Consider the following 17,381-nt stretch of genomic DNA (forward strand, 5'->3'; position numbering starts at 1 on the left):
ACCCTCTATAAAGTTGACATATTCAGCATACAAAAATTTTTTTATACTTGTCAATATTAATTTGACAAATACTTAATTAAATTTGTCAAATTTGTAAAGGGGAGATATTGGTAAAATTGAAGAACAGGCTTATTTTATATGTTCCAGGACTTTATCATCCCTTTTATGTCCGCCCAAATGACAAAAACCACCCGAAGGTGGTTTTCGCAATAGGAAGGACTAGGGGGCAAGCCCGAAGTATCATCCTATACTTTAAATATAGCTTCTATTTCTTAATTGTCAAATTATTACACATGCAACTCATCCTCGGCCATGCCGGTAGATTCCAGTGGATATGGACGAATTATAGTCATAATTACCGTATCTTTGTGGTAAGATGAAAAGGATTTCGTTCTAAAAAATATTAGAACTCAACTTGTCGAATCCTGTTTTCTCCTTGCATGAAAAAATATAACTTATCCGTCAATGAATTAGCCCTACCCTCTCCACGGGAAGGAAGTATCGATACATACTCAGGGTTAGGGCCTACATCAAAATTAGCCATCAAGGCGCATCAAAAATTTCAAGCCATCCAACACAAACAACACGCACATTATTGTTCAGAAGTGATCACCCTGCATTCAATCCCCTATAAAAGATTCGTTTTCAATATATCAGGACGGATGGATGGGGTTTACTATGGAGATCCTGTTCGCATTGAGGAAATAAAAACCGCTTTCGAACCACAAAAACTTATCGAGCTACTCGCTGAAAATTATTTCACCCATCCTTATTGGCTACAGCTGCAAGTCTACGGTTACATTCATTGGTTAAAAAGTAAAACTATTCCTAAATTAAATTTATTAATTATTTCGCTGCGTCACCATAAAACTCATTCTCTCTCCCTGGATTTTAATATAGAGCTTTTTGAGCAATGGCTAGATAGACGTTTCAGTGAATTAGCAGCAGACATTCATGAAGCCAAAAAAAGAATCGAGCGTCGTAAGAAACACAGCGCAAAACTCATTTTTCCTTTTGAACAACCAAGGGCGCATCAAAAAGAACTTATCGAATCCGTAGTTCAGGGCATGCATTATAAAAAGCCGATGCTCATTCAAGCGCCTACTGGATTAGGAAAGACAATGGGCATACTTTTCCCTACTTTAAAAGAATCATTGAGTAGGGGTCAAAAAACGATATATGTTACCCCTAAAAATACGCAGCATCAGATTGCATTAAATACCGTTCGTCTTTTGCAGTCTAAAAAAGTTGCCTTTAAATCATTAACGCTTACTTCGAAAAAAAAATTATGCATGAAAAACGAACCGATATGTAACAGTAAGAAGTGTGAATTTGCGGAAAATCATTATTCTAAATGCGCAGCAAATAACTTGTTAGAGCAAGCGAAAAAACAAAAGAACTTAAATGCTGATTACTTTAAAGAACTCGCGAAAACTTATTACATCTGTCCTTATGAATTACAAATGGAATGCATCCCCTATGTTGACGTAGTTATTGGGGATTACAACTATGTCTTTTCGATAACACATGCCAATTCACGGATTGCTGCAATCCCCCTGGGAGAAGTAGAAAAACCCAATTTGGTCATTGATGAAGTCCATAATCTGCCCGCTAGGAGTATGGATTATTTCTCTACTCAATTGGCAGTAAAATTTTTTGAATTCTATCTCAATGCATTAGATAAATACCCCCAACCTTTTCAACAAAAATTGAAAAATATTGTTTCTCAATGCATTAATACTATTCATCAATGCGCAGTCCCTGGGGTTCTGAAACCTCACCTCGCAAAGGTTAGTGAACGGGCGTTTAAGGAGCAAGAGGAAATATTAAACCAATTTTTAAGTGAGTATTTAGAATCTGATATTCGAATTGAAGCTGAAGATCCGATCTTAAAACTATGCAATTATTGGTCTGAATTTACTGCTGCGCTAGAGTTTGTCGGTGAGGGGCATGAAGAATTTTTTATTTTTTTTGATCCTTCAAAAAATATTTTGAAAATTAGTTGTTGTGATGCCTCCAATTACCTAAGGGAACATTACCCCAATTTTCAACAAATCATTGGTTTTTCCGCTACTTTAAAACCGTTTGCTTATTACAGTCAACTCATTGGCCTGAATCAGCCCAACCTTCAAACGAAAGAGTTCTCGTCCCCATTTTCCCAAAAAAATCGTAAACTCATATTTATCCCGCAAGTATCTACTAAATACAAAGATCGCCAATCCAATTATTTAAAAATTGTGGAGGTCATAAAGCGCATTACTGTCTTAAAGCCCGGAAACTATTTTATTTTTTTTCCTAGTTTTGAATTTTTAGAGCATGTATTTCGCCATATGATAACTCCACCCAATTTTAAATTGATTCGCCAAGAACGACTCATGAATGCTGCCGAATCAAGAAGCCTGCTTAAAAAACTTCACCAATTAGATACAAATCATTTATTTTTCGCAGTACAAGGAGGGATCTTTTCAGAAGGAATTGATTATGTGGGTGACTTAGCCATTGGTGCATTCATCGTGGGGCCGCCACTACCAATTTTTGATTGGGAGCGGGAACAAATGAAAAATTATTATGATGCCCGTTATAAAGAAGGGAAAGAATATGCTTATATTTACCCCGCGATGGCTAAAGCCATTCAAGCAGCAGGTCGAGTCATTCGCACAGAAACAGATAAAGGGTTAATAGTACTCCTGGATAATCGGTTCCTTCATCCCACCTACAGTCAATGCATGCCCAAGGATTGGTTCGACCAGACACCAGGAGAACTTGTGTCGCAATCCATCCTTAAGGAGATAGCCTCTTTCTGGAACCAGGAACAGGAGAATAAGACCAGTCTTTAAAAGGTCGAAATGACTCTTTTTGACTTTATTCTTTTGTTTCATTAAAGTCTGTCCCTTAAGCAATATCGTCTTTTTCATCTCTATATGCATGAGTTGTCACAAAAAAAAGTTTTAATCATAGATTGCCAAACCACGGGGATGCATCCAAGCAATGGATTTTTATTGCAATTGGGATGGAGCATCATCAATCCCCAAAAAATACATCCCTTAAAGATTGAAAAATGGACGCTCAAAATACCTGAGCATGAACAAATCCCTGCAAAAATTAGAAGGTTACTGCAAATAACCGATGAAGAGTTAAGCCAAAGTATTGAACCCTCTAGCGTATTTGGCAAACTACAAAGTACTTTAAAAAAACTAGGACCTGAACCTATTGTTATCGCGCATTATGCCCAATTTGAAAGCAGCTTTTTAAAGCAGTTCTATAAAGAACACCTTGGCACAGATCAGTTTAATTTTGAACTATTCTGTTCTCAAAAAATTGCCAAACGTTTGTTTCCAAATCTGCCGAGTCATAATCTAAAAGCCATGGCCGGCTTTTTTAAAATGCCTAATACACCCAAAAATGAAGTAAGCTCTCATGTCGCCATGACGGCAACCGTATGGAGTGAATTAATTCCTGTGCTGATATCACAAAATATTTTTTCCTACAGCAGCCTTTCAGGTTGGCTCAGCACAAAGAGCAAAGCCATAAAACCTTACCAATTTGAATACAACATTGAGCGGTTAATGCGTTTAGAAATAACAACCAAACCGGGTGTATATCGGATGTTAGCAAAAGATAAAAGTATTCTGTATGTAGGAAAAGCAACCTCGCTTAAATCCAGGGTTAACTCATATTTTCGCGGCGTAAAAAATAGAGATCGACGCAAGCTGGAAATGTTGGCGCAAGTCTGGGATATTGAAACAATAGAATGTGAAACGCCCCTTGAAGCTGCTTTACTTGAATCAGATGAAATCAAAAAATGGAACCCTCCATACAATGTTTTATTAAAAGCTGGCAATAGAAAAATCATTTTTTATAACTATGAGTTCACCCAGTTCTCCGAAAATAAAGACGCTACTTTTTTTAATGGACCTTTTAAACCATACGATGAACTCATGATCTTACTCGAACTCATCGAGGCTATTGAAACAAAGAAATTGCTCACTTATTCAGAAGAAGGCATGACCGCAGATGTGATGAGCGCAGCATGGAATATATTTCGTTCCACCTATGAGCTGGAGTCCTTGAAAATAGATCGTACTAATTTGAGAAATATCTTATTCATTGCTTATAAAATGTTACAGGGTTTTGAAAAGATTCATGGTAAAGGTGGTTTTCAAAAATGGTGGGTTCATGAAAAAAAGAAAAATCTGGAAGATGAGCTAAGTCTGGAACAAAAATTTGCAAATAAAATTGCCCGAATTTTTATAAGAGCGGCGGAAACAAAACGAAAAAGCAGGCAACTGAATCTTTTATATAATTCTTCCATAATGATTTATTCAACCCAAAAAAAAATAACATTAATCAATGGAGAATTCGAGGATCATCTTAACTCCAGGCCGATAAAAAATAATGGCTTTAATTTACATCATTATGATCGATTATCGCTTTTACTTTCAGCAAAAATTAAAAAAGTAATCGTTTCCGAATAAGTAAACCAATCAATTCATGGATAACAAAATCTTGTTCCTGGGTAGTTTCCTAACAAAGCCATGAATTCACTGGATGTATGGATTCCCGCCTGCGCGGGAATGACAAGGAAAAAGCATTTTTCTGTATTTCTATTTAATCATGGGTTTATTGAAACAAAGTATCACTCTGTGTAAGCAAGAATCTGTCAACAAAGTCAGGAACTAGTAAAACGGTGTGATTCTGGACTAACAAAACGGTGTTATTCCCGCGATGGCGGGAACCCTGTCGCCAGCACGGCTATGGATTATCCTGTTCATGCGGTGAATGACGTCATATTCTATTTCTTTGTTTCCCAGAATGCGATATGAGCACCTGTAGGATCTTTTATAATTGCAAAAAGTCCCATATCGCCAACCTGGGTTACTTCTTTCATTTCTTGAGCGCCGTTCTGTTTGGTTTCAAGGGTTTCTGCAACATCATTGACTAAAATATAGGCCATCCAATGGGGTGGAATCTCATTTTGTAAATCGTTTGGAATCTGCCAAATACCCGCAAATTCCCTATCGTTGTTATGAATCAAAGTGTAGGTCATTTCACCGGTGGAAATTTCTTTAAATTTCCACCCTAATACTTTACTATAAAAGTCTTTGGCTTTATTCACATCTGCAGTTGCTAATTCATTCCAGCAAAATTGGCCCATAGAGTCTTCTGACATGATAATTCCTTATTTTGAATGTTTTGAATAAACTTATCTTCTCATAAGAAGTTATGAATTAGAATGGTGATAAGAAAGAAACTCCAAAAAGAGTGAGCCTTCTAACTTATCGACTTAGAATTTCATTAAAATGAGTGATGATAAACTGTATTACTATAAAAAAAACCACTAAGAATATCGGTACAAGAAGCGATAAATTACCTCTATTTATTGGTTTTGAGCCACTGTTTACATTCACATTGATAGTGTCTGAGTTTGTTGAATCATAAAAAGTATCTTTATCCACTACAATAGCTTGGGGCGGTAATTGTTCCGATTCAGTTTTGGTACGATTGGTTTTTTTTACAGCAGTTCCTATAGCTAGAAACTCAATTAAACCATTACCTATTTGGTACACATAAGTTTTTATGCCTACGACATCATCTGCTCCTATAGATTGCGCTTCTTCATTGATAATTGCCAATGCATTTTCACGGGCATGATAAATCATTCGGGTTAATTCATTAATTTCTCCACGAACAAATGATTTAATCACTGACGTAAACCCACCTATCAACCCCAAAGAGTAAACCGAAGTTCCCAATAATAATTTGACAGGAGCATACCCTAAGCGAGCCATATTCCACATTTCAATGTTCGTCATATCACTTGTGGCTACATCATTGCTCGAACCAGTCATTAATTGTGGATTTCTAGAGGCAGTACCAATCATAAGCATTTCATTAACGCCGCCAAACGGCAAAACTGTCGTTTTAATTCCTAATACAGCATTGGCGTTGTACTGTTTTGCGTGAGCTATAATACGATTTAATGCCAAATGCCTGGTTTTATTAAAAATATCGGAATATTCCTTAATCTCTCCACGGCCTAAAGTTTTCAAGCTGCCGATAAACCCGCGTCCTAACCCCATGGAATAAGCTACATTACCAAAAGAGAAACATATCGGTTTATAACCTGCATCAAGTTGGGCATACAATTCCTGACCATCTGCCGATGTCGAGAATTTGTCTTTATCCGCACCATCTTCAGCATAGATTACCGAGCCGATAGATAAAAACTCAATGTTTGTCCCGTGAAAAATGAGTTGACTGGTTACTCCGGTAATACCTGTTGCATTTTTGCTTACAGCCTCTTCTAATAATCGTTTGTATGCGGTTTCTCTCCCCTCTTCTATGAGTGAGGTTACTTGTGTTAGTTCCCCCCCCAGCATGGCCTTAAAACCTGAGCCTACACTACCGATTATACCCAAAGAATGGACACTGTTTCCGACAACAATAGAACCAGGAGAATAATTTTTTAGTTGCAGACAAAATATTTCATTTCCAGATAATCCTGTAGTCACTGACATAATTTCTTCCTTGAGCATCATTCTTTATTATATTGAGTGTAGTTGTTTTTTCTACTCAAAGTAAAATTGTAGCCCGCTTATAAATATGCATTATCTAATCGCCGCCTATGTCAATGAGTAACAAGGCATATTTGGGTTTTCTTCTATTTGCTGAGGATCAAAAATACGATAAATTTCTTGAGGAACATTATTTTTGGATTGCAGTTGTTTTTGATAGGCATCGTTCAATCGATAGACGGTATAAATAAGGGTCAGGCCCAATGCTACAGGCCAGGATGCGACAGCTGCAGTAATAATGAATGCAATTCCTCCTGCATTAAAAAGTAAGCTTTTCCAAAATTCCTGGTATTGTTTGTTACACTCCTCTTTCAGATGGCCTAACAATTGTAGATGGTGTGCATCATCAAGTATTTTGGAGTTCTGTACTTCACGCCGTAGTGCAATAGAAGATTTTTGATATTTTTTATACTCTTCAGCAGTGTTATAAAAAGCATTACCCAGTAAAGCCAGTAACGCCAGTCCACCTAATGCAAGCGGACCTGTACATAACATACTCATGGCAAAGCTGGTTGCGATGATGTTTGCACCCACGATGTTTATCACAAAAAAACTGCATTGTGCCTCCCATTCATCATTAAGGATATCCAGCTGACGCTGGATCACTGCATGCTCCAATCCTGAAGCTGTTTCTAACTGAATCTCTAATTCCACGACGCGCACCTGGTGTTGGTTTGCTTCGAAAATCCATTGGGCAAACAGCAATAAGGTATCAAAAGTAAGAAATGCAACGGTGATGATCGGAACAACTGACTCTGAAATCTTAAAAAAATTATAATAGGTAGTGAGTAATCCGATCACGGCCCAAACCAAGTCATTGGCCAGGGTAAAACCTCGCTTTTCCAATTCTTGTTTCCATATTGTAAGTACTGCTAATTCATCTTTTTCTAAGGCTTCAGCAATATGTTTGATTAAAAGAAATAAATTGATAAAAAAACGTAGGGCATACAGTAGAATTCCTAAATCGGTAATGGCTTCGCGTGATACATTTAAAAAATGAATGCCTTCTATAAAACTGTATGGATTGTTAATAATTTGGTTAAATTCTTCAATTATTTTTGAAATCGAGCTCTTTTGAAGGTAAACAATCAAATAATTTGCTAAACCACGACTGTAAGAAAATTGGGAGCGCTTGGTATTAATGTTTCCAATATATTGGCGGAGTTTGGAAATACTCATAAATGAAGAAACATAACTCAGTATATTCGTCTGTAGTTCGTCAAATATAAATACAAGAAAACTATCAATGAATTTTTGATCCTCCTCCACATCTGTTTTACCATAATTCTCTACTTTTTTTCGGATTTGTTTTAATTTTTCTATTTCAGAGCAAACATAATCCAGCTCATAATATTGAATCAGCAAATCACACAATAATAATAAATAAAGAACTATCGAATCGTGTTCCATCCAGTGCGATTTATTCGACATAAGAATTAAATTCATCGTAGAAAGTTCATACTTCAACTGATTTAAATCAAATTCTTTTTCTTTGAAGGAAAAATTATTCTGTTTGGGGGAATGATTAAAAAAGCTTTGTTTTATGAGACTAAATTTTGAATTTCCCATAAAAAACATCCATGAATTGAATGTAATTTTTTCAATTGTACTATAGCTTTTTAAAACAAATTAAAACAATAGTGTTAATTTTCAGCAAAAAAATAGTTAAAAATTGGAATGGTATTCCTCGAAAGGACAAAACAGCCCCCTTTTTTTTCTAAATACATATTGATACACTCATCCCCCAAATATCCCTAGATCCGAGATATCAAGTTGATTGGTGATGCAAATAATCATTCTGATTTCATGAGTAAAAATTCATCAGAGCAAGAGAAAGTAGTCATTATAATACCGACGCATAATGAAGCGTCCGTCATAAAAACCACGGTGGAGCAAGTATTTGCCTCGGTAGCCTCATTAAATCAATATGATATTCATGTATTAATTTTTGATAGCGCTTCTACTGACGACACCCAAGACATTGTGGCCTCATTGCAGGAAAAATACCCCCAATTGCATTTACAAAATGAATCCATCAAATCAGGACTCGGATCGGCTTATCTCCAAGCGATGAATTATGCATTAAAAACACTACATGCGGATATTATTTTTGAATTTGATGCCGATTTGTCCCACCAACCCAAGTACATTGCCCCCATATTAGAAAAATTGCAATCCGCTGATTGTGTATTAGGAAGCCGCTATGTTAAGGGTGGAAGTATTCCAAGTAATTGGGAGTTTCATCGTAAATTATTTTCTATTCTAGGTAATATTGTTGCTCGAGTTACTCTGACACCAAAATATAAAGATTTTACCAGCGGATTTCGTGCCACTCGGAAGCAGCAATTGTTACAAGTTTTACCGAATCATTTTCTTACAAATCACTACGCATATAAAATGCAGTTATTGTGGCTTTTGCATAAAAATAAGGCCAAAATTTTGGAACATCCCATTGATTTTATAGATCGAAATGAAGGTTACAGTAAGTTACCTAAAAATAGCATTATCGATTCACTACGTGTGGTATTCAAGTTGCGCTATTTTGAAATCAGGCGTTACTTGAAAATGTGCCTCGTCGGTTCTTTAGGGATACTGGTCCAGTTCCTGACCTATAATGTATTGCGAGAATACATTAAATTATCTCCTTTTGAAGCATCGCAATTTGCGGTATGCGCCGCGATCATAAATAATTTCATATTAAATAGTAAAATAACCTTTAGCTCAAAGAAAAATTCGCCTTGGACTCAAAAGCTTAGACGCCTATTCTTTTTTACACTCTATTCCATACTGATAATCAATTTGCAAAGTTACTGGTTGCGGATTGGGGTTCTTTGTTTTGGTGGTGGGCCAGTACATGAAAATGTCATCATGGGAATTGGTATTGGTTTCATGTCTCTTTTGAATTATTATGCTTATTCACGTCATATTTGGTCTGAAAAGATAGTTCCTGTTAATTCATGATGAAATGGGCTATGGTAAGGAATTGGAAAAAAAATATCTCCCTTTGGCGCCCCAAAAATAAAGAACATCAGGCAAAGGCGTTACCCCATAGGACATTCAGTCGGTGGGACTTTTTTAGCTCACGAAACATATGCCTGGGTTTGTCTTTATATTTTGCCATTCTCTTTTTTTTAGCACCTATCAATATATTATCGCTCGATACCTATTATTATTGGGATTGGAGCCGACATCTGGCTATGTCTTATTACGATGGCTCACCCATGATAGCCTATTTCATCAGGCTTGCTACTGCTATATTTGGAGATAATTTATTTGCTTTGAGTTTGGTGGGAATCAGTGTCATCGCAATCACCAGTGGGGTTATTTACAAAACTTGCCGTTTTTTTTTATCGAGAGAAGCAAGCACGATTGGAACCTTATCCTGGCTATTCTCCCCTCTTGTGACTTTTGATATTTTAAAACAGACAACCTACGATACCCCTCTGATCTTGTTTTGGTCATTAACCCTGTACTACACCATCAAATTTATTAAGACAGATAGGATAGTCAACATCTATTTTATCGGAATTAGTGCTGGACTGATGATGTTATCTAAATATTCAGGCATCGTTTTAATCCTGTCTCTACTCATTTTTTTAACATTCAGTACTTATCGTACAATTTTTAAAACCAAACATTTTTATATTGCAGTAATGATAGCTATTTTGATTTTTAGTCCAGTGCTTTTTTGGAATTACCAAAATCAATGGCAATCCTTCATCTACCAATTGACTACTCACAAAATCAACCATCAGGTAAACCCTTTATATGCCGCGGTAAAAACTTTTTTCAACTCTTTTGTTCCCTCCCTTAATATCATGCTTCTCCCCCCTTTTCTGATACGAAAGCAAAACAAGGATGAAAAAAGTAGTTTAATCATAAGCTTGTGCAGAACTGTTTGTTTTACTTTCCTCTGTTTTTATTTATATACATCCAGTAAAGCTGAAATTAGAGAATTTTGGTTGACGCCTTATTTAATCTGCAGTGCCATATTATTCGGTTACTGGATTTCCTCACAACATTACCGTCGGCTGGCCCTGTTATTGATTATTTCATATGCGGCAATTAGCCTGGGTGTTTTAATCGATAACACTTCTCGATTTAATGTTGTTCCATCAAAAAAATTTGTTTATTATCGTTTAATTCAAAAATTTAATACACAATTCCCCCAATTACCTGATACAGTCTTTACTTCAGGCTGGTTTCAAGCACGTATGCTCTTTTTCCTTAAAAACCAACCTATGATCCACACTTTGGGATGTGGGAACAGCGCTCAAAACCAATATGCCTTATGGGGTGCTGATATGAATCAAAGAGTTGCTGCTAAAACTTTAAAAGATGCGATATATATTGACCGTTACGATAGGAAAGACTGCCTGGAACAATACTTTGATCAATGTCAAAAAATTCCCACAGATACGTACACTTTTCGGCATAAGGAATATGCGCTCATTGTGTATCAATGTAAAAACTTTAGTTGAAGCGGGCTATCTTTTTTAACGTATTAGGCAAATTATGTTACTATCATTTTAGTAAATTTTGATAAGGACTATCGATGTTTAAGTTACTCTTTCTATTCACTGCGTTGTTTTCTTCTGTTTGTTTTGCTGAAGAAAAAGAAATTGCGATTACTATGGATGATCTGCCTCTTGTTGCTTCAAGAATGAATACTCCAGGAAATCGCCAGCGTTCGACAGAGCGTTTCACACAAATTGTAGAGACTTTCCAAAAATACAAGGTTCCTGTGATTGGCTTTGTTATTGCTGGTGCTATAGAAAAAGGTCAATGGGATTTTCTGGAACAATTTCGTAAAGCCGGATTTATGTTAGGAAATCATACCTATTCGCATTACGATTTAAATCATGTCGGGGTTGACAAATACTTAGCCGACCTGGATCGAGCGGATAAGGTTCTTACTCCAATCATGACGGAACCAAAATACTTCCGTTATCCTTATTTAGCAGAAGGCAACAAGGAAAAGAAACAAAAGGTATATGATTATCTAAAAGAACATCATTACACCATTGCTCCTGTCACCATTGATACTAAAGACTTCGACTTTAATGCCATGCTTTATAAAGTCCCCTATCGCTCAAGAATCAATTACATTCAAAAATTAAAACCCCGTTATTTAGCCTATATATGGAAACAAACATTAAGAGCAGAAAAAAATGCCCATGGAAAGAATGTCAAACAAATATTATTAATACATGCCAATCTACTCAATAGCTATGTCTTGGGTGATATTTTAGAAATGTATCAAAAGAATGGATATAAATTTATTAGTTTAACAGAAGCATTGAAAAACCCTGCTCCTGTTATCCAATTTTCTCCTACCTTAAAAAAAGATACCTTAGGTGAGGAGCTCGAAAATGAACTTCTGAATTTACCAAAGCAAAAAGAAAATTATGTGACACCTGAATAAAGGGTTCGAATCGCAACAGTTTGTCACGACCAGGGCAATTTATAGAGTGAATCCCCAACTTGATTTCTGGAGAAATGAAACTCTTGCCATACCCAATGCCAGAGCACATGCTGAAGAAAAATTATAAAGAGCCCTGATCTAAAGGACTTGATAGTGATGATCTCCAGAAAATAATCCTTATTCTTTTTCAAATCGAATGTTTAAACGCTCACGAAGAGATTCAAGCAACTCTTTTGGTGCTTTTTCTGGGGAGCCCGAATTAAAAGGCGGCTCAGGATCATATTCAAGTCCCAACTGTAATGTTTGAGCCACATTGACATTAGTAAGCTTTGCAGCAAGATAAAACGCCATATCAATTCCTGCTGAAACACCGGCAGCGGTCATAATTTTTCCATCGGTAACAAATCGCTTGTGGGTCGGTAGTGCTCCCCAATTGGCTAAGCGATTCATGACAGCCCAATGCGTGGTCGCTCTAATTCCTGATAAAATCCCAGCCGCACCTAATATCAAACTTCCAGTACATACAGAAGTTGTCCATAAAGTATGTTCATGAATTTTTTTGATCCAAGCGAGGATGTCAGGGTAATCCCGTAAAGCAGTCGCATTGCCAGCACCCGGGACTAACAAAATGTCCGTATGTGAAATATCTGACAGCGCATGTTCCGCTATTAAAGTCAGGCCCGAACAGGTACGTACGGAACCACCGTTTAAACTGACCCTTTGCACTTCAACATCGGGCAATCGCGTAAGTACCTCATAGGGACCAATTGCATCCAGGGCAGTCATTTGTTCATAAAATAAAAAAGTTATGTTCAGTTTTTTCATGGAGGTATCTCAAAATAGATGACATGATGAATGAGAAGGAATATTTCCCAAGCCAGTTAATTATTCTTATATCTAATGACCAACCACTGTACACATCAATTGGCGTCCTTGTGCTCGAAAGCGATGCTCATAGAGGTAAATTCCCTGCCAGGTACCCAGAGCCAGTTTTCCATTGTGTATTGGAATGGTTAAACTGGTTTGAGTGAGGATAGTTCGAATATGGGCAGGCATATCATCTTTACCTTCCTCCACATGTTTAAAAAGCGGATCGCCGTCAGGAACTAATTGTACTAAAAAGTTTTCCAAATCAACCCGAACCTGAGTATCGTAATTTTCACAAATCATTAATGAAGCACTCGTGTGTTTGAGAAATAAATGGCATAAACCTTCGTTGACGCCAGTATTTACTAAGAGCTTATCTACTTCTTCAGTGATATTTTGGGTACCGCGTCCAGAAGTTTGAAAGAGGATGGAACATTGTTCGATTTTCATATTTAGATTTTTGATAATATGTTTTCTTTACTATCGCAAAATTTTCTTTGTGATTCAAAGTAAATCATCAGGTATGATCGCATCTCCAAGGATTTTCAGTACTTTATGTCTGGATTTATCCCCGCGAATTAATGAAACCTGTTTTAAGGGCACCTTAAAGAGCAGCGCAATAAAATGTATCAAAGTCTTATTTGCCCTACCCTCAATAGGTGGTGCATTAAGACGGATTTTAAGTTTACCATCATAGATACCTACAACCTCTGTTTTTTTAGAACCGGGTTGTATAAAAACATAGAGGGTTAAACCTTTCGCATCGCGTTGATACCACACAGTTGCTGAAATCCCTTATCCATTATATCGATGTATCATACCGGAAAGCTCATTTAGCTTGAAATGCTCAAAGAACGCCCAGCTTTCTCCATATTCACCAAGGTACTCTCATAGACCTCATCGAGTAAGGTGGTTTCTTTCTTCAGTTTACTTCGGGTAAGTTCATCCATCTGTTCTTTTGTTTTTGCCATTTCATTGAGGTTGGTGAAAAAAGATTCCGCATGAGATGCAATGCTTGTTTCATGTGTTCCAACTTGAGATTGGAACCAGGACTTCACTTTCGGAGCAGGTTTTTCCTTGGTGATGAGACGAACTGGAAGTTTTCCATCGCTTAACTCCTGAGATAAATTGTCTCCCGCTGCTTTTAGTTGTTCAAGTAAGCTGGGATCATCAGATTGTATTGCATATCGGATGGTAGCATCACGCAGGATTTGCAGCATTTTATTGTGGTTTTCTATTTTAGCTTTAGCTGCATTGTCGCGATTTTTTTTAGCGGTCGCATAAGATAATTTATTCCCATCGAAAACGATGCGGGAATCGTCAGCAAAAATTTGTAAAATATCAGGGCGTCCTGTGGATAAAATGGCGCCAACAGTGGTTTGTGTCGACTCTGAGCTGGAAGGATCAAAAATAAGATTAGGTTGATTGGCAATCCATTGAATTAAATCTAGAGGTGGGGTCAATAAAAGGACAAGCCTCACAAGCAAAGTTCTGCCATTGGCGTTTACTGCATTGACCAAATCTGGATGTTCGGATATCAGCACAGGTACTTTTTTATATTCTTTTTTATTTATCGCGTCCCATAATAAAATTTCATGAGCTGATTGCATTTTAATCTCCCTATCAAAATAATTGGACACATTATATCAAAAAATAACCATGATGTCATTCCTTAATCCAATCTTTGGCCAAATAGACTACAGGCTTATATTATTTTGAGAGATATTCAGGATAGGAATAAATGAAGCAAGACTGGATTTTGCTTGATTCAATGGTTCATAATCTAGTCCAAAATCACAGGCTTCACAAATTTTTTGGATATGAGAAGGACTCGCTTTATCGTATCCTATAGATTTTGCCTCCTTGATTAGGCCTTCGATTTCCTTTATTTTAAGTAACATTTCAGGCTCGACTTCTTCATTCAAATCACTTAAAACCTGAGATAATTCTTTTAGAAGGGACTCATAATTGCGCTGTTTTTCTGAATCAAACAGGATAAGCTCTGTCTCATCTCTTAGTGTGTTCATGAAAAATCGATAGCGGTGAAAGTGTGCTTGAGCATCTTCAGTAGGAGGATCAACGCCATGTTCCTTCGGATTCAATTCTATAGGTACAACCGCTGCTGTATGAGACTGAACTTCAATAGGCTCTTTTGATAAAGGAAAAAGGGCATCATTTTTTTCAATTTCATTAGAATGAACTAAACTCTGCTCCTGAGTCAGATTCTTTAGGGATGCCATTTCGGATGTTTTAGTGAGATTTACTTCTTCAGATGTTATACCAGAGCTAAAACTTTCCTCAGGATTAGCTGATGTATGTAACAAGTTTTCAATTAGTGTGATTTCAGATGCAAAACGTATCTTGGTATCCTCTGCTAAAACAGGCGCAATAATAGTTCCTATGGTTTTCAATTCCTTATGACATTTATCTAATAAGACCTGAAGCGTTTGATAATTGCCAATTGTTTTAAGTTCTTTTTGGCATTCCTTTAACTGGTTTAATCGAGTATCCAAAAGATTGATTTTATCTTCATCCAAATCATCAACTGGACATTGTTGTATCTCATTGATTAATAAATTCAAACTCTTGTCTATATCCTTTAAAGCATGATGACGTGCATTCTCGTAATGCATTACATGTTCATGTATCTCCTGCTCCCACTCTCTTTGAATTGCCAGGCTTTCCCTTTTAAAATGATTTACTTGAGTATGATGCACCTCATAAATTTCTTGTAACCCAGGTACTTTGTGGCGTGCTTTTTCAAGAAACGCATCAAAATTTTGATGCGCTGATTCGAGTTGCTCCTGTTTTTCTTTAAGATGTTTTCCGAGGCTTTCTTCCTGGTCATGGATTTCGTCCAATTGATTTATCTTATAATAATGCATCTGGTCTTTTATAACGGTTAGTTCTTTTAAAAGGCTTCTGGCTTCGTCTTTCATCTCCTCGTCAATATTTTCATCTTGTTCTATCAGTTGAATTGTTTGTTGTACCAATTGCATATGCTCATCAAAAGAGTATTCAATGTGGTTGATGTGCCTCACATGGTAAAAATAATTGATGCGTTTTATCTCTTCTTCATAATACTGATACAATTTCATATGAGTTAAACCAAAAAGTTCTTTTTCCCATTCGGATGTAGGGGGTATGAATTTAATTTCATCAGTTTTTGAGATTAATGCGTCTTTTTTTTTGGATAACAAAGCCAAATGATGTAGGTTTGCGTCTATAACTTGAGCCTGTTCTTTTTCAATTTTATCAAGCAATGCTGTTTCTTTTGGAGGTAAATCTTTATCTTTAAAAAGAGAACGAATGATATCAAATCGACCAGAAACAGTTAGAAAAAAGATGAGATTGTGTTCACATAAATAAACAAACTCATGAATTAATCGTTCATTTTGCTGAATGACATCTCTTTTACTTTTAATTGAATTAATCTTTCTGAGCCATTCTAGATACGAAATCAAAAGAGGATAAGTTGTTTCAGACAACTCTTTTTGCTTTAAGACCGCATGACTTGGATCACCCATAACTTTTTTTAATATTTCTTCAGGTGATAGATAAAGACTCACCATCATACTTTTCCCTGTATGTTTCTAATTAAATAAAGTATAGTATTTTTTGACTTTATTGCTCATAATTTGTTTTGTTTGATTATTTTTCGAACCGACAATGGGAAAGAGACAGAGTGATTTAACATCTACGAGAAAAAGAAATAATTTTTAATGTCTCACATTTTTAGGGAGGTAATTCATAACACAGTAGCTCAAACACTTGGTATTTGTAATTTCAAGTTCACGGAAATAAGTTAATTCATTTAAATAAAAATCAAATACCTCCTGTATTGCTTCAAAATAACCTTTGATAACGACTGAATAACGCATTTTTTCACAATGATGTATTTCAAGCAGTTTAGAATATAAAAAGATAATTTCAGAAGAACATTGGGTATGTGTTGTAAATGCAATATCAAAGCAATTTACTTGTAGCAATTTAGTTTTTAATTTATTGATATTCACTAGAATTTTAGATATGAAAAAATTAATTTTTTCTATTTTATCTCGATAAACATCTCCTAAAACCTCAGGAATGGAGTGAACCATATCACGTAAAAAATCCAAATCAGCAATGTAATTTCCCAAGACAGTGTTTTTTTTCATTTCAATGAAACGTGATTGCCATTCTACCAAGTGCATGACGATTCTTTTATAGGCGAGTAAATCTTTAGTATTATCTGCACTTGGTAATGAACTGGTCGCTTTCAAATGCTCTATATGCCCCATAACCAAAAAGCAGGCATTTTTAATGTCTTCAAACATTAAAGATGCAAAATTACTGGTCTCAATTTTTTCACCAATATTATCAATTATTTTTACTACATCTGGAGATAACATTGTAGTTCCAAATTGACATGACCATAATCTGATTATAGATCAATATTTGCACACAAAATAAAGTGAAGGGAAAAGATTGAGAATGGATGACAACTTACTTTCATCTTGAATAATTTTTTGGCG

14 protein-coding genes are annotated in these 17,381 nt (G+C 36.1%); 5 read left to right on the top strand and 9 right to left on the bottom strand.

Annotation, left to right across the window (positions count from 1 at the left end):
• The first annotated feature begins 440 nt into the window (after positions 1-440).
• Positions 441-2,837 carry an ATP-dependent DNA helicase gene (locus tag BU07_RS0105440; protein ID WP_031564084.1) on the top strand — a complete coding sequence of 799 codons (2,397 nt, stop codon included), beginning with the start codon at positions 441-443 and terminating at the stop codon, positions 2,835-2,837.
• 84 nt (positions 2,838-2,921) lie between these two features.
• Positions 2,922-4,475, top strand: coding sequence for a GIY-YIG nuclease family protein (locus BU07_RS16695; protein WP_051635483.1), 1,554 nt, complete (start codon positions 2,922-2,924; stop codon positions 4,473-4,475).
• Positions 4,476-4,792: 317 nt separating this feature from the next.
• Here BU07_RS16695 and BU07_RS0105450 read toward each other — a convergent pair whose 3' ends face one another.
• From BU07_RS0105450 to BU07_RS0105460, 3 genes are all read right to left on the bottom strand, one after another.
• Complete coding sequence (locus BU07_RS0105450) at positions 4,793-5,170, bottom strand: VOC family protein (RefSeq protein WP_031564085.1); 378 nt, start codon at positions 5,168-5,170, stop codon at positions 4,793-4,795.
• A 106-nt stretch (positions 5,171-5,276) separates the two neighbouring features.
• On the bottom strand, positions 5,277-6,518 hold the full coding sequence (locus BU07_RS0105455) for a heavy metal-binding domain-containing protein (RefSeq protein ID WP_031564086.1): 1,242 nt from the start codon (positions 6,516-6,518) through the stop codon (positions 5,277-5,279).
• A 105-nt stretch (positions 6,519-6,623) separates the two neighbouring features.
• Complete coding sequence (locus BU07_RS0105460; RefSeq protein ID WP_051635484.1) at positions 6,624-8,144, bottom strand: hypothetical protein; 1,521 nt, start codon at positions 8,142-8,144, stop codon at positions 6,624-6,626.
• Positions 8,145-8,348: 204 nt separating this feature from the next.
• On the opposite strand from BU07_RS0105460, the gene BU07_RS0105465 reads away from it, so the two are divergent.
• From BU07_RS0105465 to BU07_RS0105475, 3 genes are all read left to right on the top strand, one after another.
• Positions 8,349-9,536 carry a glycosyltransferase family 2 protein gene (locus BU07_RS0105465; protein ID WP_035899005.1) on the top strand — a complete coding sequence of 396 codons (1,188 nt, stop codon included), beginning with the start codon at positions 8,349-8,351 and terminating at the stop codon, positions 9,534-9,536.
• An 11-nt stretch (positions 9,537-9,547) separates the two neighbouring features.
• Entirely contained in the window at positions 9,548-11,056 is a 1,509-nt protein-coding gene (locus BU07_RS0105470) for a glycosyltransferase family 39 protein (protein ID WP_035899009.1), read from the top strand.
• A 74-nt stretch (positions 11,057-11,130) separates the two neighbouring features.
• Positions 11,131-12,000, top strand: a complete 870-nt coding sequence (locus BU07_RS0105475) for a polysaccharide deacetylase family protein (protein WP_031564090.1) — start codon at positions 11,131-11,133, stop codon at positions 11,998-12,000.
• A 177-nt stretch (positions 12,001-12,177) separates the two neighbouring features.
• Here the strand turns inward: BU07_RS0105475 and BU07_RS0105480 are convergent, their stop codons facing one another.
• The 6 genes from BU07_RS0105480 to BU07_RS0105505 all read right to left on the bottom strand — a co-directional run bounded on the left by BU07_RS0105480 (position 12,178) and on the right by BU07_RS0105505 (position 17,258).
• The gene (locus BU07_RS0105480) at positions 12,178-12,825 is read right to left on the bottom strand and encodes a DJ-1/PfpI family protein (protein ID WP_084157800.1); all 648 of its coding nucleotides are present in this window, start codon (positions 12,823-12,825) and stop codon (positions 12,178-12,180) included.
• 72 nt (positions 12,826-12,897) lie between these two features.
• Positions 12,898-13,317 carry a secondary thiamine-phosphate synthase enzyme YjbQ gene (locus tag BU07_RS0105485; RefSeq protein ID WP_031564092.1) on the bottom strand — a complete coding sequence of 140 codons (420 nt, stop codon included), beginning with the start codon at positions 13,315-13,317 and terminating at the stop codon, positions 12,898-12,900.
• A 54-nt stretch (positions 13,318-13,371) separates the two neighbouring features.
• Positions 13,372-13,647, bottom strand: coding sequence for a DUF167 domain-containing protein (locus tag BU07_RS0105490; protein ID WP_031564093.1), 276 nt, complete (start codon positions 13,645-13,647; stop codon positions 13,372-13,374).
• Positions 13,648-13,700: 53 nt separating this feature from the next.
• Positions 13,701-14,477 carry a hypothetical protein gene (locus BU07_RS0105495; protein WP_031564094.1) on the bottom strand — a complete coding sequence of 259 codons (777 nt, stop codon included), beginning with the start codon at positions 14,475-14,477 and terminating at the stop codon, positions 13,701-13,703.
• Positions 14,478-14,564: 87 nt separating this feature from the next.
• Positions 14,565-16,442, bottom strand: coding sequence for a hypothetical protein (locus tag BU07_RS0105500; protein WP_051635485.1), 1,878 nt, complete (start codon positions 16,440-16,442; stop codon positions 14,565-14,567).
• A gap of 144 nt (positions 16,443-16,586) precedes the next feature.
• Positions 16,587-17,258, bottom strand: a complete 672-nt coding sequence (locus tag BU07_RS0105505) for a hypothetical protein (protein ID WP_031564096.1) — start codon at positions 17,256-17,258, stop codon at positions 16,587-16,589.
• Positions 17,259-17,381 lie beyond the last annotated feature (123 nt).

This window comes from Legionella wadsworthii DSM 21896 = ATCC 33877 (genome assembly GCF_000701265.1).
Classification (GTDB): Bacteria; Pseudomonadota; Gammaproteobacteria; order Legionellales; family Legionellaceae; genus Legionella; species Legionella wadsworthii.